Below are 24,057 nucleotides of genomic sequence, written 5' to 3' on the forward strand. Positions count from 1 at the left end.
CGCGCCGTTGTCGCGCTCGTGCTTGCTTGCGCCGCGATGGCCGCCTTCCCGTCCGGCGCAAGAGGGCAGTCGAATGCCCCCGACTCGCTTTGGCTGCTCTGGACAGCGACCGGAGACGATGGCGACGTGGGGCAGGCGTATCGATACGACCTTCGATACTCCACGTCGGCGGTGGGCTCGAACATCACGGCGTGGTGGAACGCGGCGCGATCCGCCGCTCGCGTACCGGTCCCATCCCCGTCGGGCCAGACCGATTCAACCGTCGTGACCGGGCTTCTCCCGGAGACGACGTACCAATTCGTGATCAGGGTGCTGGACGAGGTGGGCAACCAGTCGGACTTCTCGAACGTCGCCTCGGGAATGACTCCACCCGAGATCTCGCCCCCTCCACCCGGATGTCAAACCCCGTCGGGCGCACCGGCCCAGTTCCAGGCCCGGGCGGATTCCGACGTCGTCGCCTTGACATGGGCTCCCGCCTCCGACCCGCAGGCAACCGAGCTCCATCTCTGGCGCGCGACCGGCGCGTCGGGACCCTTGAGCCTCCTCGTCGTGATCACCGACTCAGGTCGTACTACGTATCGTGACGCCGGGGTGAACGCGGGCACAACGTACCGGTACAGGGCGACGTGGGCGGACACGTGCGGCGACGGCCCGGCCAGCGGATCGATTCTGGTGACCCTGCCATCGCCGCGACCCCAGCCGGCGCCGGCCGGGGTGCCAAGCGGAGCCACCGTTCACGCGTTCCCCAACCCCTCGAGCGGTCCGGTTCAGATGGTGATCGGCGTCCCGGTCTCCTCTTCGCAGCCGGTACGGATTCGTCTGTTCGATCTTTCCGGACACTGGGTGACGGACATCGCGGACGGCAGCTATCCGCCGGGGGACACAACCATCACCTGGCCCCGCACGACGCGGAACGGCGCCCGCGTTGCCCCGGGATACTACGAAGCGATCGGCTTCGTGGGCGACACCAAGGTCCGCGAGCAGCTCGTCCTCCTTCCGTAGGCACGTGAATGCAATATCGGCGCGGGACCGTGCAGGGTCCGCGACGCTTCTTGCACGGCTCCTCCATCTCCGCTTTTCCAATTTCGCACAAGCGCATGCGGGCTCGGTGAAATCGAGCCCTCGCGTCTTGCATTCCCTCGCTGGCACCGATACTGCTCGACCCGGCGCGGGGGGGATTGGCGGGCGACCGCCGTCCATGCTCAGAGCAAACTGCCCGAAAGGGCAGGACGCAGAGCTGCGGAGCTAATGATCGTGCGCTAGATCCTCGGGAGCGCGCGTCGACGCTGGCCGGGCCGCCATGGACCTTCTGGAAACATGGCGGCTCGGCCATTTTTGCTCGACAACGCTTCAACGGGGGAGGACCTCTATGCCGATCCACGCGCGATCCGCTACGCATCTCGACGCGAACGCCGCGTCCAACGAACTCTGGCCGCTCTTCCGGTGGCTGGCGCCGTTGATCTTCACACTCGTCTACCTTTCCATCGGCGTTGGGCCGGCCGCGGGTCAGACGGCCGCGGACTCCACCGTGACCGTGCTCTGGACCGCGTCGGGGGACGACGGCAACACCGGCACGGCCACCAGCTACGCCCTCCGGTACCGCACGGTCGGCGTCACCGGGACCGACACGACCTCCTGGTGGAACGCCGCGACCTCCGTGACCGGGTTGCCGGCTCCGCACGCGGCCGGTGCCACCGATTCCATGAAGGTACGGGGGCTCACGCCGGTAACGACGTACTACTTCGTGCTCCGGGTGGCGGATGAGGTGCCGAACTGGTCCGGCTTCTCGAACATCGCGGTGAAGACGACCTCGGGAGACACGACGCCCCCGGCCGCCGTGGCCGACCTCGCAGTCACGGCGACGACCGGCACGTCGATCAGCGTCCGCTGGACGGCCCCGGGTGACAACGGCGCGACCGGAACGGCGAAGAGCTACGACATCCGGTACTCGACTTCCGCGATCACCGCTTCGAATTGGAGCGCAGCGACCCAGCCGACCGGGGAACCGGCGCCGGCCGCCGCGGGAACCGCGCAGACCTACACGATCACCGGGCTGACCCCGAGCCGGACGTACTACATCGCGATGAAGACGACGGACGACGCGGGGAACATATCCGTCCTCTCCAACGTTCCCAGCGGAACGACCGCGGACACCATCGCGCCCGCTCCGGTCACAGACCTCTCCCTCAATCCCGATTCGGAGCCGGCCGATTGGACCGTGCAGGCTGGGCCCGAGATCCAAATGGCGAGCGATGCGCGCTAGGTCGGAATCGCGTCCAGGAAGCATATCGAGGATGGTGGGGGCCGCGCTTCTCTGCGCGGCTCTCGCCCCCTCGATCGCCTTCGCAGATTCGGTCACCCTCGCCTGGACCGCTCCCGGCGATGACGGCCGCGTAGGAACGGCGTCGTCCTACGAGATGCGTTACTCCGAAAATCCCACGGCAGGGGACACGGCGAGCTGGTGGGCGTCCGCTGCGTCGGTCGGTACGATGCCGGCGCCGCTCCCCGCGGGCACCCGCGAGTCCTTCATCGTGACCGGGCTCGCCCCCGGAAAAACGTTCTACTTTGTGATCCGGGCGGCCGACGAGATTCCCAACGTCTCGGGCTATTCGAACATCGCGGTCAAGCAGACGACCGGGACCGTGACGCTCGCGACGCCGGCCAATTTCGCCGGGAGCGTCTCGCCCGGGGCGGCGCTCTTGACATGGGACGCGGTGCCCTCGGGAGGTCCGGAGCTGGGGTACCATCTCTATCGTCAGGTGAAAGGCGACCCCGCGACGACGCTTCTCACCACGCTGCCCCTCGCCGCCTCCTCCTGGAACGATTCCACCGTAGTCGGCGGCACGAGGTACCAATTCCGGCTCGCAACATACGACAACAGCGCGGAGGGGGCGCCCGCGACGCTGGATATCACGGTCCCGCAGAAGGACTCCTCGGAGCGTAAGCAGGTCGTTCACGGCTACCCGAATCCGGCGCACGACAAAGTCACGTTCCGTCTCACGGTCGACGCGGCTTCGTCCGGCAAGCCTACGCGTCTGACGATCTATGATCTCACGGGGCACAAGATCTGCCGGCTCATGGACGACGTGCTCGCGCCGGGCGACCATGATGTCAACTGGCACCTCACCTCCGACGAAGGGCTCAAGGTCGCCCCGGGTCTCTACAACGTGATCGTCGACGGCCCGTCGGGTCGGACCGTCACGCGGCTCGCCATCGTCCCGTAGTAAGATCCCTGGCCGGGCTCCACGCCCGGCCAGTTCCTCCTTCACAGCTCCCGGTCCGAATCCTATCCTACGCGCATGTCCGCGCAGAGGGAGCCGGCGTTCGCGCTCAGCGTCGACGTCGAGGACTACTACCAGGTTCAAGCGTTCGCGGCTCATGTGTCCCGCGACGATTGGGGGAGCTATCCTCCACGCGTCACGGAGAACGTCGCACGCCTGCTCGACCTGTTCGATGAAACGGAGGCGAAGGGAACGTTCTTCGTCCTGGCGTGGCTCGTGCGCCGCCATCCCGAGCTCGTGCGGGGGATCGCCGCGCGAGGCCACGAGATCGCCTCCCACGGGATGAGCCACCGCATGATCACCGAGCTGAGCCGGGCCGAGTTCCGGGCCGAAGCGCTGGACTCGCGCCTCCTGCTCGAAGATTCGTGCGGCGCGCGTGTGATCGGCTTCCGCGCGCCGAGCTACAGCGTGAATCGGGAGACCCTGTGGGCGCTGGAAATCCTCCGCGACACGGGCTATGAATACGACTCGAGCATCTATCCCATCCGCGGCCGGCGGTACGGCTATCCCGAGGGACCCATCGCGCCCGTCCGGATGGCCGCAGGAACGCGGGATATCGCGGAGTTCCCGCTCCCTTCCATCGCGCTCGGTCCGCTCCGCGTGCCCGTCCTCACCGGCGCCTACCTGAGGCTTCTGCCCGCGTGGGTCTCCGTCGCGGCCGCAGGCTACCACCGGCGACGGGAAATCCCGCTCGTCGTCAACGTCCATCCTTGGGAGATCGATCCGGGCCAGCCGTCCGTCGGAATGTCGCGCGCATCGCACTGGGCGCACTACACCCGCTTGAGCCGCACGGAGGGAATTCTTCGTCGCGTTCTCAGGAGCGGGCGCTTCTTGACGGTCGCCGCACGGCTCCGGGAGCTCAACCTATTGCGTTCTCCCGAGGGAGACGGGTCGTCGCGATGACCGAGGTGAGTGGCTGCGGGGCATCGTACCGTAACGGCTCATCTTGCGACCGACCGGTGCACCATTCTGCACATTACGAGTGCCCTGGCCCGCTTCCCGGCATCTGGCCAGAATCGACCTCCTCAATACATTGTGCCCCAATGATATCCGCCTACCGCAAAGTTTTCAGACTCACTCGGTGTTGGCACGTAAGCTGCCCCCTTACCCAAGAGTAAGGGGACCGCCGAGCATTTCTAGCCTCGCTCGGGCGGATAGCGTGACAAGCACTCCGGGGGACTTATCCAATGCGGATCCGTACGTTCACTCGCCGTAGCGCCACGCCCGCACGGATCGCCGGCTTGGCCGCCGTTCTGCTTCTCTTCACCTTCCTGTACCTCCCAGCGCGTCCCGCTCGGGCCGGGGTTGCCGTCGGAACGAGCGCGGGCGGATTCCTTGGATTCGAGGTTGGAGCAAGCTCCGCGGGCCTCGCGGGAGCGAACACAAGCGTCGCGAGCGGCGCAAGCGCTCAGTTCTGGAATCCGTCGCTCCTCGCCGGAACAGCGCAGCCCCAAGTCTCGATCATGCACGCCACTTGGCTGGAAAACCTCCAGTACGAGTGGATCGGTTACGCACGGCCCCTGGGGCCCAAGCTGGGGACGGGCTCGGTGAGCGTCGCGTACTTCCACATGCCGAGCCTCGCCGGAGTGGACCAATTCGACAACCCGACGGGCGAATTCCGCGTCTACGACATGGCGATCACGTTCGGGCTCGCGCGGCCGGTCGCGAAGGGAATCAACGTGGGGGCGAACGCCAAGCTCATTCGGCAGACGCTGGCGACCGTATCGGGCACCGGCGCGGCGGTGGACCTGGGGGCAAGCACGCGAATCGCCGGAACGTCGGTCGGGCTGACGATGCAGAACCTGGGACCGGATATCTCGCTCGGCGGGGGCAGCTACTCGCTTCCTCGTCAGATCCGCCTCGGCGCGAGCCACGAGTTTCTGGCGGACCGTCTCATGCTGGCGGCCGACTACAACCTTCCGCAGACCTATTATAACGACCTCCGTATCGGCGCCGAGATCAGGCCTCACCCCATGATTGCGGCCCGAATCGGATACCGGCACGAATTCGGCGTCAGGGACGATCCGGCGACGGGCCTCTCGTACGGACTCGGAGCCCACGTCGGCCCGGTGAACGTCGACTACGCTATGACTCCCGACAACGATTTCTCCGACGTCCACCGGCTCTCGTTCGGCTACACGTTCGGCGGAGCGCAGGAGAAGCCGGAGCCGATTCGGCCCGAGCCGAAGCAGCGCCCGGCCCCGCAGCCTCCGGTCCCGAAAGGACCGCCGGTGATCGCCGCCGTCCCCGAGCCGAAGGCGCCCGCGCCGATCGTCGCACCTCCACCCGCGAAGGCCGCCCCCGAGCCCCAGCCGGCTCCCGCGGCTCCCCAGCAGCCCGCCCGCGAGATGTACGAGGTCGTGCTCGGGACCTACCAGTCCGAAGCGAGCGCGCGCGCCGAGCTGAAGGCGCTTCAAATCCTCGGATTCTCGGTCAAGGATGCGCAGATCACCCTGGAGCCGGGCCGTGGATACAAGTTGTCCCTTGCACGCCTGGGCTCAAAGAAATCGGCAAACGACCTCGCGGCCTCGCTGACTCGGCTCTCGTTCACGGCGAGCGTCGAGATCGCGCGCCCCTAAGAAACCCCTTCCTGCGCTCCGAGAGGGGCCTTGCGCCCCCCCATGGCACCCTGGTATGATCTGGGGTGCCGTGGGGGGCAGGTTCCATACGTGAGCCAATTCGTTTTGGCTCGGCGTACTCGCCGTGCTCTCCCCGCCGGTCTCCGCGGTGCCGGTGCTCGCGGAGACCGCGCCGTCTTCCGTGTAGTTCTTCAGTGACCGAGCAGCACCTCCATCTCGGCGCCCGGATCGGCTCAATCGCCCGGCTCAGAAGCAGAGATTGGGTTGAGCACGATGATTCTTCCGTCCGAGTGGGTCGATCCGAAACGAAGCGCTCGCTTCCGCAAATCCCTCGGCCGGCTCTCCAAGCGCGAGATCGACGTGTCGTTCGCATCCGTGGGCATCTTGATTCTGTTACCCGTGTTCGTGCTGATCGCGATCGGGATCAAGCTGGATAGCCAAGGCCCCGTTTTCTACTCCCAGGAGCGCATCGGCCACGATCGCCGCCGGCGGCGGGGCTGCCTGGCTGCCGGCGGGGACCGGCATGCGGACGCGTTCGGCCGGCCCTTCATGATTCGCAAGTTCCGCACCATGGTCGCCAACGCGGAACGCGATACGGGTCCGGTCTGGGCTTCCGCGCGGGATTCGCGCGTCACGCGGGTGGGAAGATTCCTGCGCCGGACGCGCCTGGACGAGACGGCGCAGCTCTGGAATGTCCTGCGTGGGGAGATGAGCCTCGTGGGGCCGCGTCCGGAGCGCCCGACGTTCGTCAAATCGCTCGCCGCGTCCCTTCCCGATTATCCCGAACGCTATTCCGCGCTCCCAGGGATCACGGGTCTTGCCCAGGTGAAATCGGATTACGACACCTCGCTCGAGAGCGTGCACCGGAAGCTTCAATACGATCTCTATTACCTCAAAAACGGCTGCCTCCTGCTCGACCTCAGGATCATGGCCGCGTCCGTGAAGGTGATGGCCAATGGCCACGGAGCGCATTAGCTCTTTGAGACCCTCTTTCCCTTCGCCCATCTGGATTCCGTCCCTAGGTGGAATTACTCAGGAGTTGGCACGGGAGATACTCCGTTCGGAGCGGCACGGGCCGCACGTCGCATTGACGGGTCCCTGGGGGGATGGTAGTATACAGACCGTGTCCGAAAACCTGAGCCTAGTCGGATTTCGGCGCGGCGTGGTTTCGGCCATGCGGGGCACGGGAGCCCTGGTTCTCGCGACTGTGGCCCTGGTGCCTCATGGGGCTTTCGCATTCATATTGAGCCCGGAGCTAAAGCTGGAAGCACGTTACGATGACAACATCGACCGGAGGGAGAATGGAAGTGGTGACCTCGTTCGCGTCATCACTCCGGGGTTGGGAGCGGCTCGAGCGGGCCGAATCGCAAGCTGGCAAGTGTGGGGTCGTCGAAGCCTGATTTCCTACACCCAATCTGCCGCGTCGCCCACCACCACAGATGCCGTTTCCTTACGAGCAGCGTACGCCCGGTCGGCACAGACTTCTCTCGCCACAGATCTCCAGTATCTACGTTCCAAGGACGACCTACAGCCCGACCAACGGTCTGTTCCCGTGTCCGGGCAATTCAAGGATGCGGATGGCACCGCGAATCTGACCCTCCTGGGCCTCGAGGCTTCGGCCCAGGTCGCGGCGTGGGATTACAGCACCCCGGACCGCACGGACGCGACGACCAGGCGCCTCGCGGTCAACTTCATTCCGATGAGGACGCGGACCCATGCATGGCTCCTCTCGTACCGGGGCCAGGAGCTGGATCTGAGCGGGAAGCGCTCGCTCGCCTCCGCGGCGGTCCTGGCCGGCTTCCGCCGCCGCCATTCTCGGCGTCTCGCCAGCGAGTGGGGCTTGGGTGTGGCCGAAGTGAAGGATCGGCCGGGGGCATCCGCGGCTCGCCGTATGGCAGTCACGGCCGGACTGAAGATCTTTCGAAGAGACCCCGGCGAGGAGGTCATCGCCGAGGCGCGGTTGGAGCGCGACGCGGCGACCACGATGAAGGCGACCGTTCGGAAGCGCCTGCCGATCGGCGCGGCGTCGGTGAACTGGGAGACACGATTGAATGCCGAGGGCGGATATTACACGCAACCCACCGTGGCCCGGCGCGCGTCCGCGGCCATCGTGGACACACTCGCGCCAGGCACGACGCTCTCGTTCGAGGCAAGCTATGGTTGGACGCGTCCCTTTCGGGGACCTGAGCACCGAGCCGATACGTACCGGGCCGGAGCGTTCCTGAGCACACCCGTCCAACCCTGGATCAACGGGCGGGTTGGGTACGACTTTCTGCGCCAGACGGATCCAGACCGTGCTGTCCCCCTCAACTTCCGGCGAAGCAGGCTCGTCCTCTCGCTCACGGCGGTAATCCCATGATGATCCCTGTCCGATATCTCCGGCTCAGCGCGCTACTCTCCCTCTCCCTCTGGATCGGGGCCGCCCGCCTCGTCTCCGCCGATGCCCCGGCCTATCCGATCGGGGCCGGGGACGTTCTACAGATAACGATCTACGCAGGGGGAGAGCAACAGGAGAGCTTCATAACCGAGGTCTCCGCGGCGGGGACGATCACCATTCCGCTTCTGGGCCAGCTGTCCACGGACAACTTGCTGCCGGCCGGCCTGTCCGAGCGACTCATCCAGCGGCTTTCCGAAGGCAGTTACTACGTCAACCCGCACGTGATCGTCACCGTCAAGGAGTACGCCGGGAAAGTGTACGTAAACGGAGAAGTCGGCCGCCCCGGGGCCTATAGCGTCCGCGACGGGCTGACGGTCTTGAATGCCTGCATCTTGGCGGGCGGTTTTTCGGACTATGCGGCGCTGAGCCGCGTCAAGGTGTTCCGGTCCGTGAAGGGCAACACGCAGCTGTTCAAGATCAATCTCAAGAAGGTCCAGAAGGGCGAGCAGCCGGACCTGCTTCTTCGGCCCGGCGATCGGATCGAGGTCCCGCACAGAAGGTTCTAACGGCCGAGCCCTCGCTGCTCGGCAAACAAGGTTGTTCTCGGGAAGAAGGAGATGGGTCTGCGTCAGTACTGGATCGTCATTCGCCGTCGCAAGCGGCTCGTGCTGGCTTGCCTCGTCAGCTGTATCGGTCTCGCCATCGCTCTGAACGAGCTCACGACCCCCGTATACCGAAGCAGCATCCGAGTCGAGATGAGGCGCGAACAGTCTCGGTCGCCGCTGACCGGCGCGGTGACCGAGAGTCCGACATCGCAGTCGGACAACCAGGCGCTTCTAACCGCGGCCGAGATCCTGACCAGCCGGACCCTCATGGCTCAAGTCGTGACCTCGCTCGAGCGACAAGGAACGCCCATCGGGCCGCGGGGCATGCCCCAGGATTTGGAGCAGAAGGTCGATTGGCTGCTCGCCCGCGTGACGGTGGAACCGCTCCGCGATACGCGCCTGATCCTGATCAGCGTGGAGCATTCCAACGTCAACGCCGCCGTACGAATCGCCAAGGCGATCGCCGAGAACTTCGTGCGAAGCCAAAGGGATGAGCGCTCTCAGTCCGAGACAACGTTGGCGTCGTACCTGCGAGCCCAGGCCGCGGACGTGAAGAAACGGGTCGAGGACCTGGAGCAGCGGACGCGCGACACGAAGCAGCCCGGTGTGTATTCCCTGGACGGGAAGATCCAGCAGGTCACCGCAACCGTCGCCGAGCTCAATGCGTCCTACGCGAAGACCAAGACACAGGACCTTACGATGTCCTCTCAGCTCGACGTGATCCGGAGGGTGCTGCGCAACGCCCAGATCGATCCCAACGAGATTCCCATCCACACGGACATTCTCGACGGGCTGCGACGTGACGTGATCGTGTCCAATACCGCGCTGGAGAAGGCCCGGGAGATGTACGGCGCGAACCACCCGAAGCTCGTGGCCCTCCAGTCCGAAAACGACGAGATACGGCGGAACCTTCGTCAGGAGGTCAAGAACGCCGTGTACAGCCTGAGCAATGAGCGTTCCATCTTGGTCGGGCGCGAGGAGAGCCTTCGGGCTGCGATCGCGCAGGCCGAGAGCGAATTGCGCTCCCTGAATGAAGAGGCCGAGAAGTTCTCCACGGTGGAAGCAGAGATCAAGAGCGACCGGGATCTGTACAATCTCCTGATGGCTCGCATCCACGAAGTGGAGATCACCGGTGAGATCAAGAGCCCGCCGCTCCGCGTTATTGAGGCGGCAACAGTCGATCTGCGGCCGGTGCGCCCCCGGAAATTCCTCAACTTGGGCGTCGGCGTGCTCCTGGGACTGCTATCCGGCAGCGGGCTGGCCTTCCTCCTCGATTCTTTCCGGAGAACAATTCGGACTCCCGAAGACGTAGATCAGCATCTCCAGCTTCCCGTCCTCGGCTTGATCCCGAAGGAGTCGATCCCGTGAGCGAGACCAGCGCCCTAGCCCATCGGGTCCTGTCCTCCTCCGTGGCGCGCCTCGTCGCCGCGGGCGCGCGCAAGATCATGATCACGAGCAGCGCCGCGGGGGAAGGAAAGTCAACGATCGCCGCCGAGCTGGGCAGAAACCTCGCCCAATCCGGCAGGATGGGAATCGCCCTCGTCGACGCGGACACAATCCGGCCCACGCTGCACAGACTCTTCCATATGGATAACCGCCGCGGGCTCGGCGAGCTGCTCGGTGAGGTCTATCATATGGACCTGAGTCGTGAAAACCCGGACCAGTTCGGCGTCGGAGACTGGATCGAGCTCATCCGCGCCCAGTCCAAGACCGGCAAGCTCCAGATCTCCGAGGACGGCGAGGAGTTTTCCGTCATCTTCAACAAAGGGCTGGTCTCGAGCCTCTCCGATCGCCGGGGTGAGCTGGACGGACTCCTGGGAGAAATTCTCGTGAGGCAGGGACGGATCAGCGAGGAGCAGCGAGACGCGGCGCTCCGCGTGAAGGAGGAGGGAAGCCATCCGCTGGGGGGAGTCCTGCGGGGCCTCGGATACCTCGAGACAGGGGAGTTGGATGCTGCGCTCGAGCTCCAATTGAAGAACCGCCTCCACCGGATCCTCACCCTCCGCCAACCTCGGTACTCGTTCGCGGAAACGGTCGAGGCATACCTACCCGCGAGCTCAGGCAGGTTGCTGGCCAAGGCGGACGGCACGGGAATCGACCGCTTCGTGCTGGGGATGGTCGGCGACTATTTGAAGCATCCGTACCTCTCCAGCCAAGTGCCCAGCTACCTCAAGGACACTCCGATCGAAAATCTAAAAGTCCTCACGTGCGGCGGGCCGGCGTTCGATCTGCGCGATTCCTATTTCTCGGTGCCCTTCACGATGGTCATCGATCGCCTGGCCAAGAGCTACGACGTGGTGCTGATTGATTCAGCTCCCGTCGCCTTCGACAGCCCGACCGGCTCGCTCGCGCCGACCGTGGATGGTGTCTTGCTCGTGGTGGGGGCGGACGGGCTCCAAGTGAGCGTGATCCAGAAGGCAAAAGAACAGCTGCAGCGCTCGGGCGCGAATCTCCTGGGCGTGGTCCTGAATCGGGTGGATCTCCTCAAGGACGAGGCCGCTCATTACTACCACAGCGCCTATCGCTGATCGGTCCGGGTGCGACTGACACGCCGGCTCCGCACGCCCCGACACTGAAGGACATCAAAATGAGATCTCGCACGATGAGAGAGTCGTTCCTCCCATTCTCCGCGCCTCTCTTGGGAGAAGGGGAAATCCAAGGCGTCCTGGAGTGCCTTCGTTCCGGCTGGCTCACGACCGGGCGGAAGGTCAAGGAATTCGAGACCAAGTTCGCGGCGTACATCGGGTGCAAGCACGCGATCGCCGTGAACTCGTGCACCGCGGCCTTGCACCTCGCGCTGGAGGCCGCGGACGTGGGGCCGGGCGACGAAGTGATCACGAGCCCGATGACATTCACGGCGACCGCCAACGTGGCCGAGCATCTCAAAGCCCGTCCGGTTTTCGTGGATTGCGATCCCAAGACGTTGAATATCGATCCCGGCGCGATCGAGGGAGCGATCACCCCGCGGACGAAAGCGATCATCCCGGTGCACTTCGCGGGTCAGGTCTGTGACATGGATCCGATCCAGGAGGTCGCGCGCAAGCGTGGGCTGGTCGTGGTCGAGGACGCCGCGCATGCCATTCCGGCGCGCTACAAAGGCCGGATGGTCGGCACGCTGAGCCCGCTCACGTGCTTCAGCTTCTACGCGACCAAGAACCTGACGACGGGGGAAGGCGGGATGGTCACGACGGACGACGACCGTTACGCGGACCGAATTCGCCTCATGGCGCTGCATGGGATGAGCCGCGACGCCTGGAAACGGTATACGCAGGGGGGAGCTTGGTCCTACGAGATCCTCGCGCCGGGGTACAAATGCAACCTGACCGATCTGGCCGCCGCCATCGGCCTTCCCCAGCTCGCCAACTGCGAAGCATTCCACCGGCGCCGCCTCGAGATCGTCCGAAAATACGATGAGGCTTTCGCGGGGCTGCCCGGGATCTCGACCCCCGCGACCCGAGACCAGAAGGCGCACGCCTGGCATCTCTACGTCATCCAGATCCATCCCGATCGGCTGTCCATCTCCCGGGACGCGTTCATCCAATGCCTGGTCGAGAGGAACATCGGCGTCTCGGTCCATTTCATCCCGCTCCATCTCCACCCCTATTACCGGGACGCCTACGGGTACAAGCCGAACGATTTTCCGAACGCGTACGCCGCGTTCCAGCGAATCATCTCGCTGCCGTTGTACGCCAGCATGTCCGATCCCGACGTCCTGGACGTGATCGACGCCGTTTCTCAAATCGCGGAGCAACATAGCAAGTGAAGCGCGCGTTCGACATCCTCGCATCCCTCACCGGGCTGGTTCTTCTTTCCCCCGTTCTGGCCGTGGCCGCGATCCTCATCAAGCTCACCGGGCGCGGGCCGGCGATCTTCCGGCAGGAGCGGGTAGGGCGGCACTTCCGCCCATTCAGGATCTATAAGTTCCGAACGATGGTCGTGGGGGCCCATGAGATGGGGCCGGGGATCACCGCCGCCGGGGACCCGCGCGTCACCGCCATCGGACGCATCCTCCGGAAGACCAAGATCGACGAGCTCCCTCAGCTCTACAACGTGTTGCGGGGCGAAATGAGTCTCGTGGGCCCTCGGCCCGAGCTGCCGAAGTATGTAAACCTCTTCCGAGCCGAGTACGAGGAGGTCCTCGCGGTTCGCCCCGGCATCACGGACCCGGCCTCCATCGCCTACCGCGACGAGTCGCCGCTCCTCGCAAAAACCCGAGACCCCGAAGATCAATACTTGCACGTCATCCTTCCCGAAAAGCTGCGTTTGGCCAAGGAATACGTCCACAGGAGCTCCTTCCTGTACGATCTGCGGTTGATCCTTACGACGCTCGCGTCGATCGCTTATCCCGGGAAGTCGCTCGACCGCCTCTTCAACTCGATGTCGCCGCACCGCTATCCGATCGCCGCGGTCGCTCAGAGCGCCCTGCTCGTCGCGGCCCACTACCTGGCATTCCTCATCCGCTTCGATGGGCAGATCCCGGATCGCGAGTTCCACCTCTTCCTGCAAACCGCGCCAGCCCTGCTGGCGCTCCAGCTTCTGCTGTTCCATCCGTTCCGGCTCTACCGCGGGCTCTGGCGCTATGTCAGCATTCAGGACCTGAAGTCCATCGCGGCGTCGCTCACGCTCAGCTCGGCCGCCTGGTGGCTCCTGTCCGGGCTCGTTCGACCCTTCGCTGGGTATCCGCGCTCCGTCATGATCCTCGACTGGGTCCTCTCGCTCGCGCTCCTCGGGGGCGTCCGGCTCCTTCGCAGGATCAACCGCGAGTTGGGCCCGCCGACCCCCCACACGCGTTCGGTCCTGGTCATCAGCTCCGGGGACGCCGCGGAGCGGGTCCTTCGAGGGCTCCTCGCCGGAGGCCAGGGGAAATACCGGGTCGTGGGTCTGATCGACAAGGAGGCGAAGCACACGGGCGACCGCATCCACAATGTTCCGGTGCTGGGGGGACAGGAGAATATCGAAGCCATCATCGGCCGCGAGGATCCGGACGAAATCCTGGTGACCATCTCGACGACTCCGGTGGCGGACCGCAAGGACATCGTCCGGCTGTGCAAGAAATTCGGGAAACCGGTCCGAATGATCCCTGATCTTCCAGATATCCTCGCGGGGAAGGAATTGACCAGCCTCGCACTCGACATCGAGCCCGACGACCTGCTCTTCCGGGAACCGATCCGGACCGACCTCGGAGCCATCCGGGACACCTACGGCTCCAGACGGATCCTGATCACCGGGGCAGGGGGATCGATCGGCTCGGAGATTTCTCGGCAGGTGGCCGCGTGCAAGCCGCGCCTCCTCGTGCTCTTCGAGAAGCACGAGGCGAGCCTGTACATGATCGATAAAGAGCTCCGGAGCCTTTATCCCGCCCTCGAGATCGAGTCCGTCATCGGCGACATCACGGACGAGGAGCGGGTGAGGGAAATCATGAAGAAAACCGCGCCACACGTGGTCTTTCACGCCGCCGCCTACAAGCACGTGCCCATGATGGAGCGAAACCCGGCGGAGGCGTTCAAGACCAACGTGTTGGGAACGAGGACGGTCTCGGCCCTCGCCGGCGAATGCAAGGCGGAAGTTTTCGTCCTGATCTCGACCGACAAGGCCGTGGAGCCGTTGAGCGTCATGGGGCGCACCAAGCGCATCGCCGAGCTGATGCTGCAGGAATTGAACGGAACCAAGCCGACCAAGTACCTCACGGTCCGGTTCGGCAATGTCCTGGAGAGCAGCGGGAGCGTCATTCCGCTGTTCCGGGAGCAGATCGAGGCGGGGGGACCTGTGACCGTGACACACCCCGAGGTCACGCGGCTTTTCATGACGATCCCCGAAGCGGTTCAGCTGATTCTGCTGGCCGCCTCCATCGGGAAGGGAGGGGAGACGTTCGTCCTCGATATGGGGAAGCCCATTCGGATTCTGGATCTGGCGAAAGCGCTGATTCGCCTCTCCGGTCTCAGCCCCGGCAGGGACATCGAGATCGTATTCACAGGGCTTCGCCCCGGAGAGAGGCTTTTCGAAAAGCTTGTGAACGACCACGAAAAGGTCTGGAAAACCTCCCATCCGAAGCTCCTGATGGCTGTCAGCGAAGGTTCCGAGCGGAGGGCGCGAGAAGAGATCCTTCAGCACGTGGCGCTCATGGAGTCGGCGATCGGGGCGGACCTGGCGGCCAAGGTTTGCGAGCCCGCCAAGCGGCTTCTGGCCCAGGCCCGGGGGTAAGAGCGGTGCGGGAGGTGGCCGGCCTCGCGACGAGCCCCCCGTCCCCGGGACCTTATTCAGGGGTCTCCGCGAGCCCCGCTGGCCGGCGTTTCGACCCCTGGCGGCTCTACCTCCTCGCCGCCACGATCCTGGTGCCGGTCCTGCTCACTCCGGGCCCGGTGCAGCTGGCTCCGATCGACGCCCTGAACGCGGCCGCGATCGGGATCTTTCTCCTGGTGTCTGCGCACCGGGGGGGAAGCGGGCTTCGGATTCCCTTCCTCGCGCCCGTGACCGTGATCTCCATCGGGTCTCTGCTTTCGATCACGAACGCGCGGTCCGTGCCCCTGAGCCTGCTGACGCTGCTTCAGGACGTCTACCTCTACCTCTGGCTCATCCTGCTCGTGAATATGATGGCGCAGCACGGGCGGCTGCGACCGATCCGCATCGCATGGGCTTGGACCGCGATCGGAACCGCCCTGTTCGGACTGATCGTGGTTCTGGCACACGGCCACGGCTCCATCGCCGAAATCGTCGCCCCGCGGGGCGCGAGGGCGATCAGCACCTTCACGAACCCCAATTACTTCGCGGACTACCTCGTCCTCAGTTTTTTCATCGTTCTGAGCACCACCGACGAGGTCGGCCGGCGGTTCCGCGCATTTGCCGTAATCGTCCTCCTCCTGGGGCTCTTATCGACGAAGTCGAACGGAGGGGCGATCGCCCTGCTCTCGGGACTCGCCGCCTGGGGGATCGCCCGCGCCTACATGAGGCGGATACGCCCGATGGCAATCGTGGGGGCGGCCACGCTGGCCATTGCGCTGGCCGTGCTGGGCTGGAGTCTCGTGTCGGAGTGGCGGCTCGGGGCGGGGGCGCTCAACAGACTTCGCGAGGGAAGCTATGCGGGTCGAATGGAACACAGCTCGGAAAGCCGCCTCCGGATCTGGTCCCAGCTCAAGGAGACGTATTCCAGATCCCCCCTCGGGATCGGCCCCGGCAATAGCCGTGCCCTCATCGTGCCCGTGGAGCAGCGCCAACGCCCGGGATCACTCCAGTCGAAGGAGGCCCACAGCGACTACCTGGGCTTTGCCATCGAGCGGGGCCCGATCGCGCTGGTCGGCCTCCTGATGCTGATCGGCGAGGCGTTCGGCCGGGTCGGCCGATTCTGGAGCCGCCTCGCACGGGGCGAGCCGCGGCCGGTGTGGGGGAGCGCCTTCGCGGCGGCGATGATCGCCGGGCTCGTCGCATCCTCCGTGCACTCCCTCGTGATCGAGAAGCTTCACTTTCGGCACTTCTGGCTCTTCCTGGCCGTCCTCTACGCGGCCACCGAGGACACCATAGCTCAGCCCGCGTCCGGCGCCGAATCCAGCTCCTCGTTGCTAGGCAGCCGACCTGCCCTAAACCTGCCTAGAAATCACCTCCAAGAAACCAAGTAACGGGCTGCCGCTTCATACCTTTGTTACACGCTTTTTTCCGTATTGTAATCCATGCCCGTGATGGGTCGTAGTTCGCTCTAGGGGGGCAGGGAATCAGCCGCGGGCATCTCTTCCGCTCGCGTTGCGCTTGCTACAAGCTCCCGCTTTCGTTTTGAGCACCGATATGTTGTGCCTCGACGGGTGCCGGCGCCCGCCGAGGCCGCGCCGCATCGGCGCACTCCTGTCGTCGCCCAGGCATTCCTGCTGAGCTTTGTGACGCGGGGCTGAGGTCCAGTCCGGAACAGAACTCGGCAGGTCTCGTCCATGAATGCCATGATTCTCCCGACTGATTCAGCGTCCCATCGCGGGGCGGCAAGGATTGTGGACATCATCAATCTCAGTTCCTCCGCTGACACCCTCCTCAAGAATCGCGTCTGGCTGCTGAGGCAGAGCGGCGTGGACAACCGGGTCATCTGCATCGACGGCCCCTATGTCCGCAGGCTTCGGGAAGTGGGGATTCCCGTCTACACGGTGCCGCTACCTCGAGGATACAACCCGATCAAGCTGCTGCTTTCCCTGTTTCGGATCGCGAGCTACCTGTCCAGGGAGCGCATCGATCTGGTGCACACGCACTGTTCCATTCCAGGATTCGTCGGGCGCGTCGCGGCGTGGCTCGCCGGGGTGCCGGTCATCATCCACACGGTGCATGGGTTCCATTTCCACGACCGCAGCCCGAGATGGAAGCGAATCTTCTACGTCGGGATCGAGCGCTTCACCGGCCTGGTCACCCACGCCCTGCTGAGCCAGAATCAGCACGACCTGGAGCAGGCCGCGCGTTACAAGATCGTCCCTCGGGATCGGCTGCGGTACATCGGAAACGGGATCAAGCTGGACCGCTTCCCCGGTGCGCGGCCCGCGTCCTCCGCCCGCGGGCCTTTGACGATCACCTGCGTCGCGCGGTTCGAGCCTGTGAAGAATCACCGGATGCTCTTCGAAAGTGCCCGGCGCCTCAAGGAGCGCGGTCACGACTTCCGGATCTGGCTGGTTGGAGGCGGGGACCTGCGTTCGGATTATGAAGGTCTTTGCGCCAAGCTGGGAATCGGCGACCGGGTGCAGTTCCTCGGTTACCGGGAGGACATTCCCGAGTTGCTCGCGCAGACCGACATCTCCGTTCTCACCTCCGTGAAGGAGGGAATTCCGCGGGCCATTCTGGAGTCGATGGCGATGGGAATCCCGGTCGTGGCCACGCGTGTCAATGGGAGCCGGGAGGTCGTACGCGAAGGGGAGACGGGTTTCATGGTGGAGCTCAACGACAGCGTGGCTCTCTCCGATGTCCTGGAGCGCCTCATCACCGATCCGGATCTCAGAACCGAGATCGGGCAGCGAGCGCGGGAAGTCGCCCATCGGGAATACGACGAGACTTCGATCGTCGAATCCCTGAAGAACATCTACCGCGTTCAATTGGCTCAGCGAGGAGTTCCGATTCGAGCCACAGCGCCGCAAACCGCGGAGCGGTGAAAACCACAGGCCCTACGATGATTGGAGCAGAATCCCCGAGCAGCGACGTCGAGTCGGCGACGCTGATCGGGAGGAACGTATCGTTCCGCCTTGCGGGACAGATCCTGAGCGCCCTGATCAACGTGGGCGGGATGGTCCTCCTCGGCAATTTCCTGGGGTCGAGCGGCTACGGCAATTACGCGTTCTACTACGCGCTCATTCCACTGATCGCGAGCATGAGCGACCTGGGCGTGGGAGCCATCATCACACGGGAGATCGCCCGCAATCGCGCCGATGGCCCACGGCTCCTGGGCGACGCGATCTGCATCAAGGCCGCGGTGTCCGGGGCTCTTCTCCTAGTCGGAGGAACCCTCGCGTGGACGATCTTCGACCCGCTGCGCGCGACCCTTCTGACGGTCGTTCTGGCCGCTGCCTTGATGGACTTCAGCCAGGATATATCGGTCTGGGTCTTCCGGGCCCACGAGCGGCAGGATCTGGAGTCTCTGCTCCTCCTGGTCAGCCAGATCGGCTGGGTCGCGGGAATCGCCGCGTGCGCCGCGCTCGGCGCTTCGCTCGTCTCCTTTCTCGCGACGGCTACGGCGGCCTTCGCGGTCCGGCTCGGCGTGGGAGCGTGGATCCTCTCGAGGCGCATGTACCGGCCCCGATTCGCGCCTGAGTGGGCCCGCATCCGGCGGCTGGTGCTTCAAGGAATTCCATTCGGACTGGCGATGCTGGGAATCGTCCTCTACGGGCGCATCGGGGTCTTGATGCTCCAGACGCTCGCGTCGGCATCCCAAGTAGCGCTGTTCAACGTGGCGTACATGCTGTCCCAGCCGCTGGGGTTCATCTCCACCGCCGTCAGCATGTCGACCTACCCGGTATTCTCCCGCGATGTCCTGCGGGGTCCCGCCGCGGTTCGCCCAACGCTCTTGCAGGCGATCAAGTATCAAATCGTCGTCGCGCTTCCCCTGACGGCGGGCCTCTTCTTCGCCTCGGACCGCCTGGTCCCGCTTCTCTTCCACCGGGAAGGCTTCGCCGGGGCCGCCCTCGCGATCCGCGTCATGAGCACGGGGCTCGTGTTCATCTTCATGAACCTGATGTCCCGTTACCTTCTCACCGCCATGGATCGGCAACGACTCTATTTGCGTGCCGTGCTGGGGGGACTCGTGGTCAACGCGGCGTTCGGCATGCTGCTCATCCCGTCCTATGGATTCCTCGGCGCCTGCGCCGGCCAGCTGGCGGGCGAGCTGACCATCTTCATCGTCTGCCAGGCCGCCCTTTCCAAGTACATCGGCGCCATGGACCTGGTGCGGACGGCCTGGAGGCCCCTCGCGGCGGCGGTGTTCATGGGTCTCGTGGTCTTTTCCGTGCGGCAAAGCGCGTTGTTCCTCATCGGCGCGGCGGGCGTGCTCGCGTACGCGGCGATGCTCCTCGCGCTCAGGGCGATCTCCGCCGACGAGATCCAGATCCTGCGTTGCGTCTATGTCTCCTTCGGCCTTCCTGGGTCTGCGCGCCTGAAGCGGGCGGCGGAAAGGTCGTGAAGGCGTCCCCCGAGACGATGGATCCCCGTGCCATGCCTGCCCGGGAGCGGCTCATGAGCCTCGCGACCGGTTCCGAACCCCCGTTCACTCTCGCGGCGACCTTGAGCGAGATCTCCCAGCTTCCCTTCGTGGAGTCGGTGCTCGCGCTTCCCGACGTCCATCAGAAAAAGGACATGGAAGTGCCGTCGAGCGTCGCGATCACGACCCGCGATGTGATCGTGCCTGAGTTCACTTCGGTCGCCGTGAACGACGGCATGGGCATCGTGGCCACGAGCCTTCGCGCGTCGGAGATGACCGCCGACCGGCTCGCGACGTTTTTCGCCCGTGTCAACTCGAACTCGGCAAGGCACTTCTTCGACTCGAACCGGTACAGCTTATCGTCACGCGAGCTTCGCGATGTCGCCCTTCGCGGCGGCCGGGCCGTGCTGGCCAAGTACGGCCTGGACCCGGCAATCCTGGATAGGATGGAGGATGGTGGCGGGCCGGCGGCGGAGATTCCCGGAGCGGGTGATCTCGATCTGGACGCCGTGCCGCTCCAGCTTCTGCTGACTCGATTCGCGCGCTCGGAGATGGGCCTCAACTTCGGGGGAAACCACTTTCTCGAAGTCCAGGTCGTGGACGAGGTTCTAGACGGCGAAGCGAGCCGGCGCTGGGGTCTCGAACGAGATCAGGTGGTCGTGATGTATCACCTCGGCCCCGGACCCTTCAGCGGAACGCTCCTCCACCATTACTCGCGGCGGGCGAAGCTCTATGGGAGGCGCGTCCCGCTCTATTTCTTCTCCAAGCTCCTGTTCCATTATGCACAGCGCCTCGGCCAGGGAAGCCTGCGCCGGAAATGGGCGCTGCATTTTCGACGCAACCGATGGACCGCCCTTGCGGATTCCTCGCAGGAGGGAATCCTCTTCCTGCGAGCGCTGGCGATGGCGACCAATTTCGGGTACGCATACCGGCTGGCGACCGTCAAAGCCATTCAGGATGGTCTCCACGAGTCGCTCTCCCCTGAGGTCCGGGGAACCCTCGTCTGCGACATCTCGCACAACGGCATTGCGCGGGAGCGAAATGGGGGTGGCGGGGCCTGGGTTGCTCGCCACAACGCCTGCCGGCTGGAGCCCGGAAGACCCACGATCGTGGCCGGGTCCCATGATGTCCCCTCCTACCTCGGAATCGGGCTGGACGGGTCCGGCGGGAAGTACCAATCCTACGATCATGGCGCCGGAACCCTCATCGAGAAGCAGCGCCGGTCGGGTCGCTTGACGACCTCCGCCGGCTCCGTGCAGAAACACGTCATGACGCGCGGCAGGGAGGGAAGGCTGATCGCGAGGGAGGAGATCCCGTTGCGCTCCTCCGAGCCGATCGACGGCCTCCTGTCCTGCCTGCAGCGGGCGCGAATCCTACGGCCAGTGATTCGACTGAAACCTCTTGGAACCCTCAAGAACTAGGAGCGACATGGAGAGACCGGGCGAATTGCGCGCCATATGCCAGGCGGGGAAGAACGGGGATCCGGGTTGGTATGTCATCCACCGGAAACTCTCGATCTACTTGACGTGGCTATTTCTCCGGGCGAAGGTGCCCCTGGGGATCGTGTCGGCGAGCATGATGGGGCTGGGAATCGGCGGAGCCCTGCTGGTTGCCTCGAATCATGGGACGTGGAACGCGGTGGGGTTCGTGCTGCTCTATTTCGCGTTCCTCCTCGACAAGGTGGATGGGGAGATGGCTCGGTATCGGAGGGTCGAGTCGGTTCGAGGGATCCTGCTGGATCGGTTCTATCACCGACTGGTGGAACCCGGATTGTTCCTCGCGGTCGCGGCCCGCCAGGCTGGAGCAGGCTCCCATGCGGAGCTGCTGGCGGTCGGCGCGGCGGTCGCCCTCCTCGCGAACGTGATCGACGAGGTTCAGCACCTCTCGCCGTATATCCTGCTCAAGCACGTTCGAGAAACCGGGAGTCTTCCCACGTCCAGGCTTGAGGGTCGCTGGTCCATCGGGATCGCCCACGCCGCGGCGCTGTTCCGGCCCCTGAAGATGTTCCGGATGTTCATCATCGCGATTCCGTCGTTCGCGGCGGCGTATGCGGTGCAGCGGCTGACGGGCTGGCCCGCCCCGACGTACTATCTGTACGCGAGCGCGCTGGGGCTCGGAGCGTACCTGGTATTCCAGTGCGTCTATTACTATCTGTTCAAGCTGGATGCCGAGATCGCCGCCATCCTGTCGCAGTTCCCGACCCTGGACACCGCGCCCCTTCGCCGATCGGAAACGACCGCGGCGGAGGACGCCGGGCGCGGCGAGCACGCCGGCGAAAGCCATTTTCCCGCCGGGCAGGCCGCGGACATCGCTCGCGCCGGGAAGGCTCGACCCGTCCACTATGCTCGCACAGCCCACGGAGGGGAGCAGACATGATCCGCAGAACTCTCATCGCATGGATGGTGGGCTGGGTGGCAGTTCTTGCTCCGTCGGCGACCCTCGCCGCCGGGATCTTCTACGTCAACAATCAAAGCCCGTCCTGCTCGAATTCGGGCCCCGGTACCCAGGCGATCCCCTACTGCACGATCTCCGCCGCCGTCTCGAAGCGCAAGGGCCCCGGGACCACGATCTACGTCAGCCCAGGCATCTACCACGAGCAGGTGTCTGCGCCAACCGGGGGAGGGACTCCGGACAGCCCGTACGTCTTCCAGGCGCAGGGCCCTGGCGTCGTGGTGGACGGCTCGGACGATTTCTCGGCGACCTCCAAGTGGGCCCTTTTCACCGGGAATGTGTGGTTTGCCTCGAGTGTGACCTGGAGCCCGCTCCAGGTTTTCGCCGACGGCGCGCGGCTCGCTTCCTCCACGGCAACCCCGAGCGACCTTCCTCCGGGCTCGTTCACCTACGTGACGGGCCAGGGGCTCTACGTCAACGTGGGGGGGGACAATCCCGGAGTCCACCAAGCCCATGTCGGGCACCGAAGCCACGGCTTCAAAGTTTCCGGGAAGCCCTGGGTGACGATCCTCGGATTCACCGTCACCCGAACCGAGGACCGGGGGATCTATTTGAGCAGCGCCTCCAACAACTGCGTGATCTCGAACAACGCGGTGAGCTTTGCCAACGGCCGGGGGATCGGTGTCACGGCCTCCACGGGGGTGCGCGTGCTCTCCAACGTGGTTTCCGACAGTCAAAACCACGGGATCTCGCTCGCCGAGGGGAGCGACGGCGGCACGGTGCAGGACAACGAGTCCTTCCGCAATTCGGATCCCATCGCGCGGCGGGCGAACGGGATTTACATCGGAGCCTCCAGCAACATCCTGATTCAGCGGAACCGTCTTCACGACAACCAGGATTCGGGGCTCAACTACAGCCTCGCCTCGAATAACAACATCTCGATCTCGAACCTCTCCTGGACCAACGGCGATCATGGCTTCGACCATCTGGACAGTTCCACCGGCTCGATCCACCGGAACGACGTGGCCTACGGGAACTTCAAGGACGGCTTCTCCATCGAAGGTGGCGCGACCGGCACAAGCCTGTACAACTGCATCGCGGTGGATAACGGCAACGGCGTCTACCCCTATAAGCTGCCGCCGACGCCGCGCGAGTACGACCTCTGGGTGGAGAACACCTCCACCGCGGGGTTTGTGTCGAATGACAACCTCTTCTGGAACTCGAACTCGGTGGCCCCCGTCAAGTACGCCACCACGATTTACTCCACGGTCGCGGCCTACAGCGCGACCACCGGAAACGACTCGCATTCGATCCAGAGCGATCCGAGGTTTGTGAACCCCGCGGCGGGGGATTTCCACCTGCTTGCGGGCTCCCCGGCCATCGACAACGGGAATTCCTCGGCGAGCAACTGGCCCGCCACGGACGCCGAGGGACGGGCGCGCGTGGACGACCCCGCCACGCCGAATACAGGGGTAGGGCCCCCCGTCTCGTATTCCGACCGAGGGGCACTGGAGTACGTCACGAACCAAAGGCCGGTCCTGAACCCGATCGCGGACATGACGGTGGCGGAGGCGGCGACGACGGATCAGGGGATTACCGGCTCCGATCCGGACGGGAATCCGCTCACCTTCACGAAGGCGGGCGGCCCCTCGTTCCTGACGGTAACGACGACGAACGCGACGACCGGGAGCATCCACCTCGCCCCCGGTTTCACCGACGCGGGCACCTACGCGGCCTCGGCCTCGGCGAGCGATGGCTCGCTCAGCGACACGAAGCCCTTCCAGGTCACCGTCTCGAACGTGAACCGCGCTCCCACGCTCAACGCGATCGCGAACATGGTGGTCGCGGAGGGGGGGACGGCGGATCAGGCGGTCACGGGGTTCGATCCGGACGGGGATGCGCTCACCTTCACGAAGGGGAGCGGACCCTCGTTCCTCACGGTAACAACGACGAACGCCACGACCGGAAGCGTCCACGTGGCGCCCGGGACGGGGGCTGCGGCGGGGTCTCCCTACGCGGCCTCGGTGACGGCGAGCGACGGCACGCTGGGTGACACGAAGCCCTTCCAGATCACGGTCCGTCTGACGAATGCCAGGCCCACGCTCAACGCGATCGCGAACATGACGGCCGCGGAGGGGGCTTCGGCGGATCAGGGGATCACGGGCTCCGATCCGGACGG

Annotated in this window: 17 protein-coding genes and 1 riboswitch; all 17 genes read left to right on the plus strand. The window is 65.0% G+C overall.

Annotated elements, in window-relative coordinates:
- The first annotated feature begins 1,196 nt into the window (after positions 1-1,196).
- Positions 1,197-1,303: riboswitch (cyclic di-GMP riboswitch) on the plus strand.
- A complete protein-coding gene (locus E6K76_09585) occupies positions 1,301-2,263 on the plus strand; it encodes a fibronectin type III domain-containing protein (protein TMQ57771.1) in 963 nt (320 codons plus the stop codon). It overlaps the preceding riboswitch by 3 nt.
- A gap of 31 nt (positions 2,264-2,294) precedes the next feature.
- A complete protein-coding gene (locus tag E6K76_09590) occupies positions 2,295-3,224 on the plus strand; it encodes a hypothetical protein (protein TMQ57772.1) in 930 nt (309 codons plus the stop codon).
- A 75-nt stretch (positions 3,225-3,299) separates the two neighbouring features.
- Positions 3,300-4,184: a DUF3473 domain-containing protein gene (locus tag E6K76_09595; GenBank protein TMQ57773.1), complete on the plus strand. Its 885-nt coding sequence runs from the start codon at positions 3,300-3,302 to the stop codon at positions 4,182-4,184.
- A 284-nt stretch (positions 4,185-4,468) separates the two neighbouring features.
- Positions 4,469-5,860, plus strand: a complete 1,392-nt coding sequence (locus E6K76_09600) for an SPOR domain-containing protein (protein ID TMQ57774.1) — start codon at positions 4,469-4,471, stop codon at positions 5,858-5,860.
- A gap of 264 nt (positions 5,861-6,124) precedes the next feature.
- Positions 6,125-6,835, plus strand: a complete 711-nt coding sequence (locus E6K76_09605; protein ID TMQ57775.1) for a sugar transferase — start codon at positions 6,125-6,127, stop codon at positions 6,833-6,835.
- A gap of 577 nt (positions 6,836-7,412) precedes the next feature.
- On the plus strand, positions 7,413-8,219 hold the full coding sequence (locus E6K76_09610) for a hypothetical protein (GenBank protein ID TMQ57776.1): 807 nt from the start codon (positions 7,413-7,415) through the stop codon (positions 8,217-8,219).
- On the plus strand, positions 8,216-8,803 hold the full coding sequence (locus E6K76_09615) for a polysaccharide export protein (protein ID TMQ57777.1): 588 nt from the start codon (positions 8,216-8,218) through the stop codon (positions 8,801-8,803). Before E6K76_09610 ends, E6K76_09615 begins: the two co-directional genes overlap by 4 nt.
- Positions 8,804-8,854: 51 nt before the next feature.
- Positions 8,855-10,210 carry a hypothetical protein gene (locus E6K76_09620; protein ID TMQ57778.1) on the plus strand — a complete coding sequence of 452 codons (1,356 nt, stop codon included), beginning with the start codon at positions 8,855-8,857 and terminating at the stop codon, positions 10,208-10,210.
- Complete coding sequence (locus tag E6K76_09625; protein ID TMQ57779.1) at positions 10,207-11,370, plus strand: hypothetical protein; 1,164 nt, start codon at positions 10,207-10,209, stop codon at positions 11,368-11,370. The genes E6K76_09620 and E6K76_09625 overlap by 4 nt, the downstream gene beginning before the upstream one ends.
- Positions 11,371-11,444: 74 nt before the next feature.
- Positions 11,445-12,605, plus strand: a complete 1,161-nt coding sequence (locus E6K76_09630; protein ID TMQ57787.1) for a DegT/DnrJ/EryC1/StrS aminotransferase family protein — start codon at positions 11,445-11,447, stop codon at positions 12,603-12,605.
- Positions 12,602-15,043: an NAD-dependent epimerase/dehydratase family protein gene (locus E6K76_09635; GenBank protein ID TMQ57780.1), complete on the plus strand. Its 2,442-nt coding sequence runs from the start codon at positions 12,602-12,604 to the stop codon at positions 15,041-15,043. The genes E6K76_09630 and E6K76_09635 overlap by 4 nt, the downstream gene beginning before the upstream one ends.
- Before the next feature lie 5 nt (positions 15,044-15,048).
- Positions 15,049-16,452, plus strand: a complete 1,404-nt coding sequence (locus E6K76_09640; GenBank protein TMQ57781.1) for a hypothetical protein — start codon at positions 15,049-15,051, stop codon at positions 16,450-16,452.
- A 303-nt stretch (positions 16,453-16,755) separates the two neighbouring features.
- Entirely contained in the window at positions 16,756-17,949 is a 1,194-nt protein-coding gene (locus E6K76_09645; GenBank protein ID TMQ57782.1) for a glycosyltransferase family 4 protein, read from the plus strand.
- Positions 17,950-17,966: 17 nt separating this feature from the next.
- Positions 17,967-19,469, plus strand: a complete 1,503-nt coding sequence (locus E6K76_09650; GenBank protein TMQ57783.1) for a flippase — start codon at positions 17,967-17,969, stop codon at positions 19,467-19,469.
- Complete coding sequence (locus tag E6K76_09655) at positions 19,466-20,908, plus strand: RtcB family protein (protein TMQ57784.1); 1,443 nt, start codon at positions 19,466-19,468, stop codon at positions 20,906-20,908. The genes E6K76_09650 and E6K76_09655 overlap by 4 nt, the downstream gene beginning before the upstream one ends.
- Positions 20,909-20,915: 7 nt before the next feature.
- Positions 20,916-21,863: a CDP-alcohol phosphatidyltransferase family protein gene (locus E6K76_09660; protein ID TMQ57785.1), complete on the plus strand. Its 948-nt coding sequence runs from the start codon at positions 20,916-20,918 to the stop codon at positions 21,861-21,863.
- Positions 21,860-24,057: hypothetical protein (locus tag E6K76_09665; protein ID TMQ57786.1), on the plus strand; the 2,198-nt coding region annotated here is incomplete at its 3' end. The genes E6K76_09660 and E6K76_09665, both read left to right, overlap by 4 nt.

Source organism: Candidatus Eisenbacteria bacterium (assembly GCA_005893275.1).
Classification (GTDB): Bacteria; Eisenbacteria; RBG-16-71-46; order SZUA-252; family SZUA-252; genus WS-7.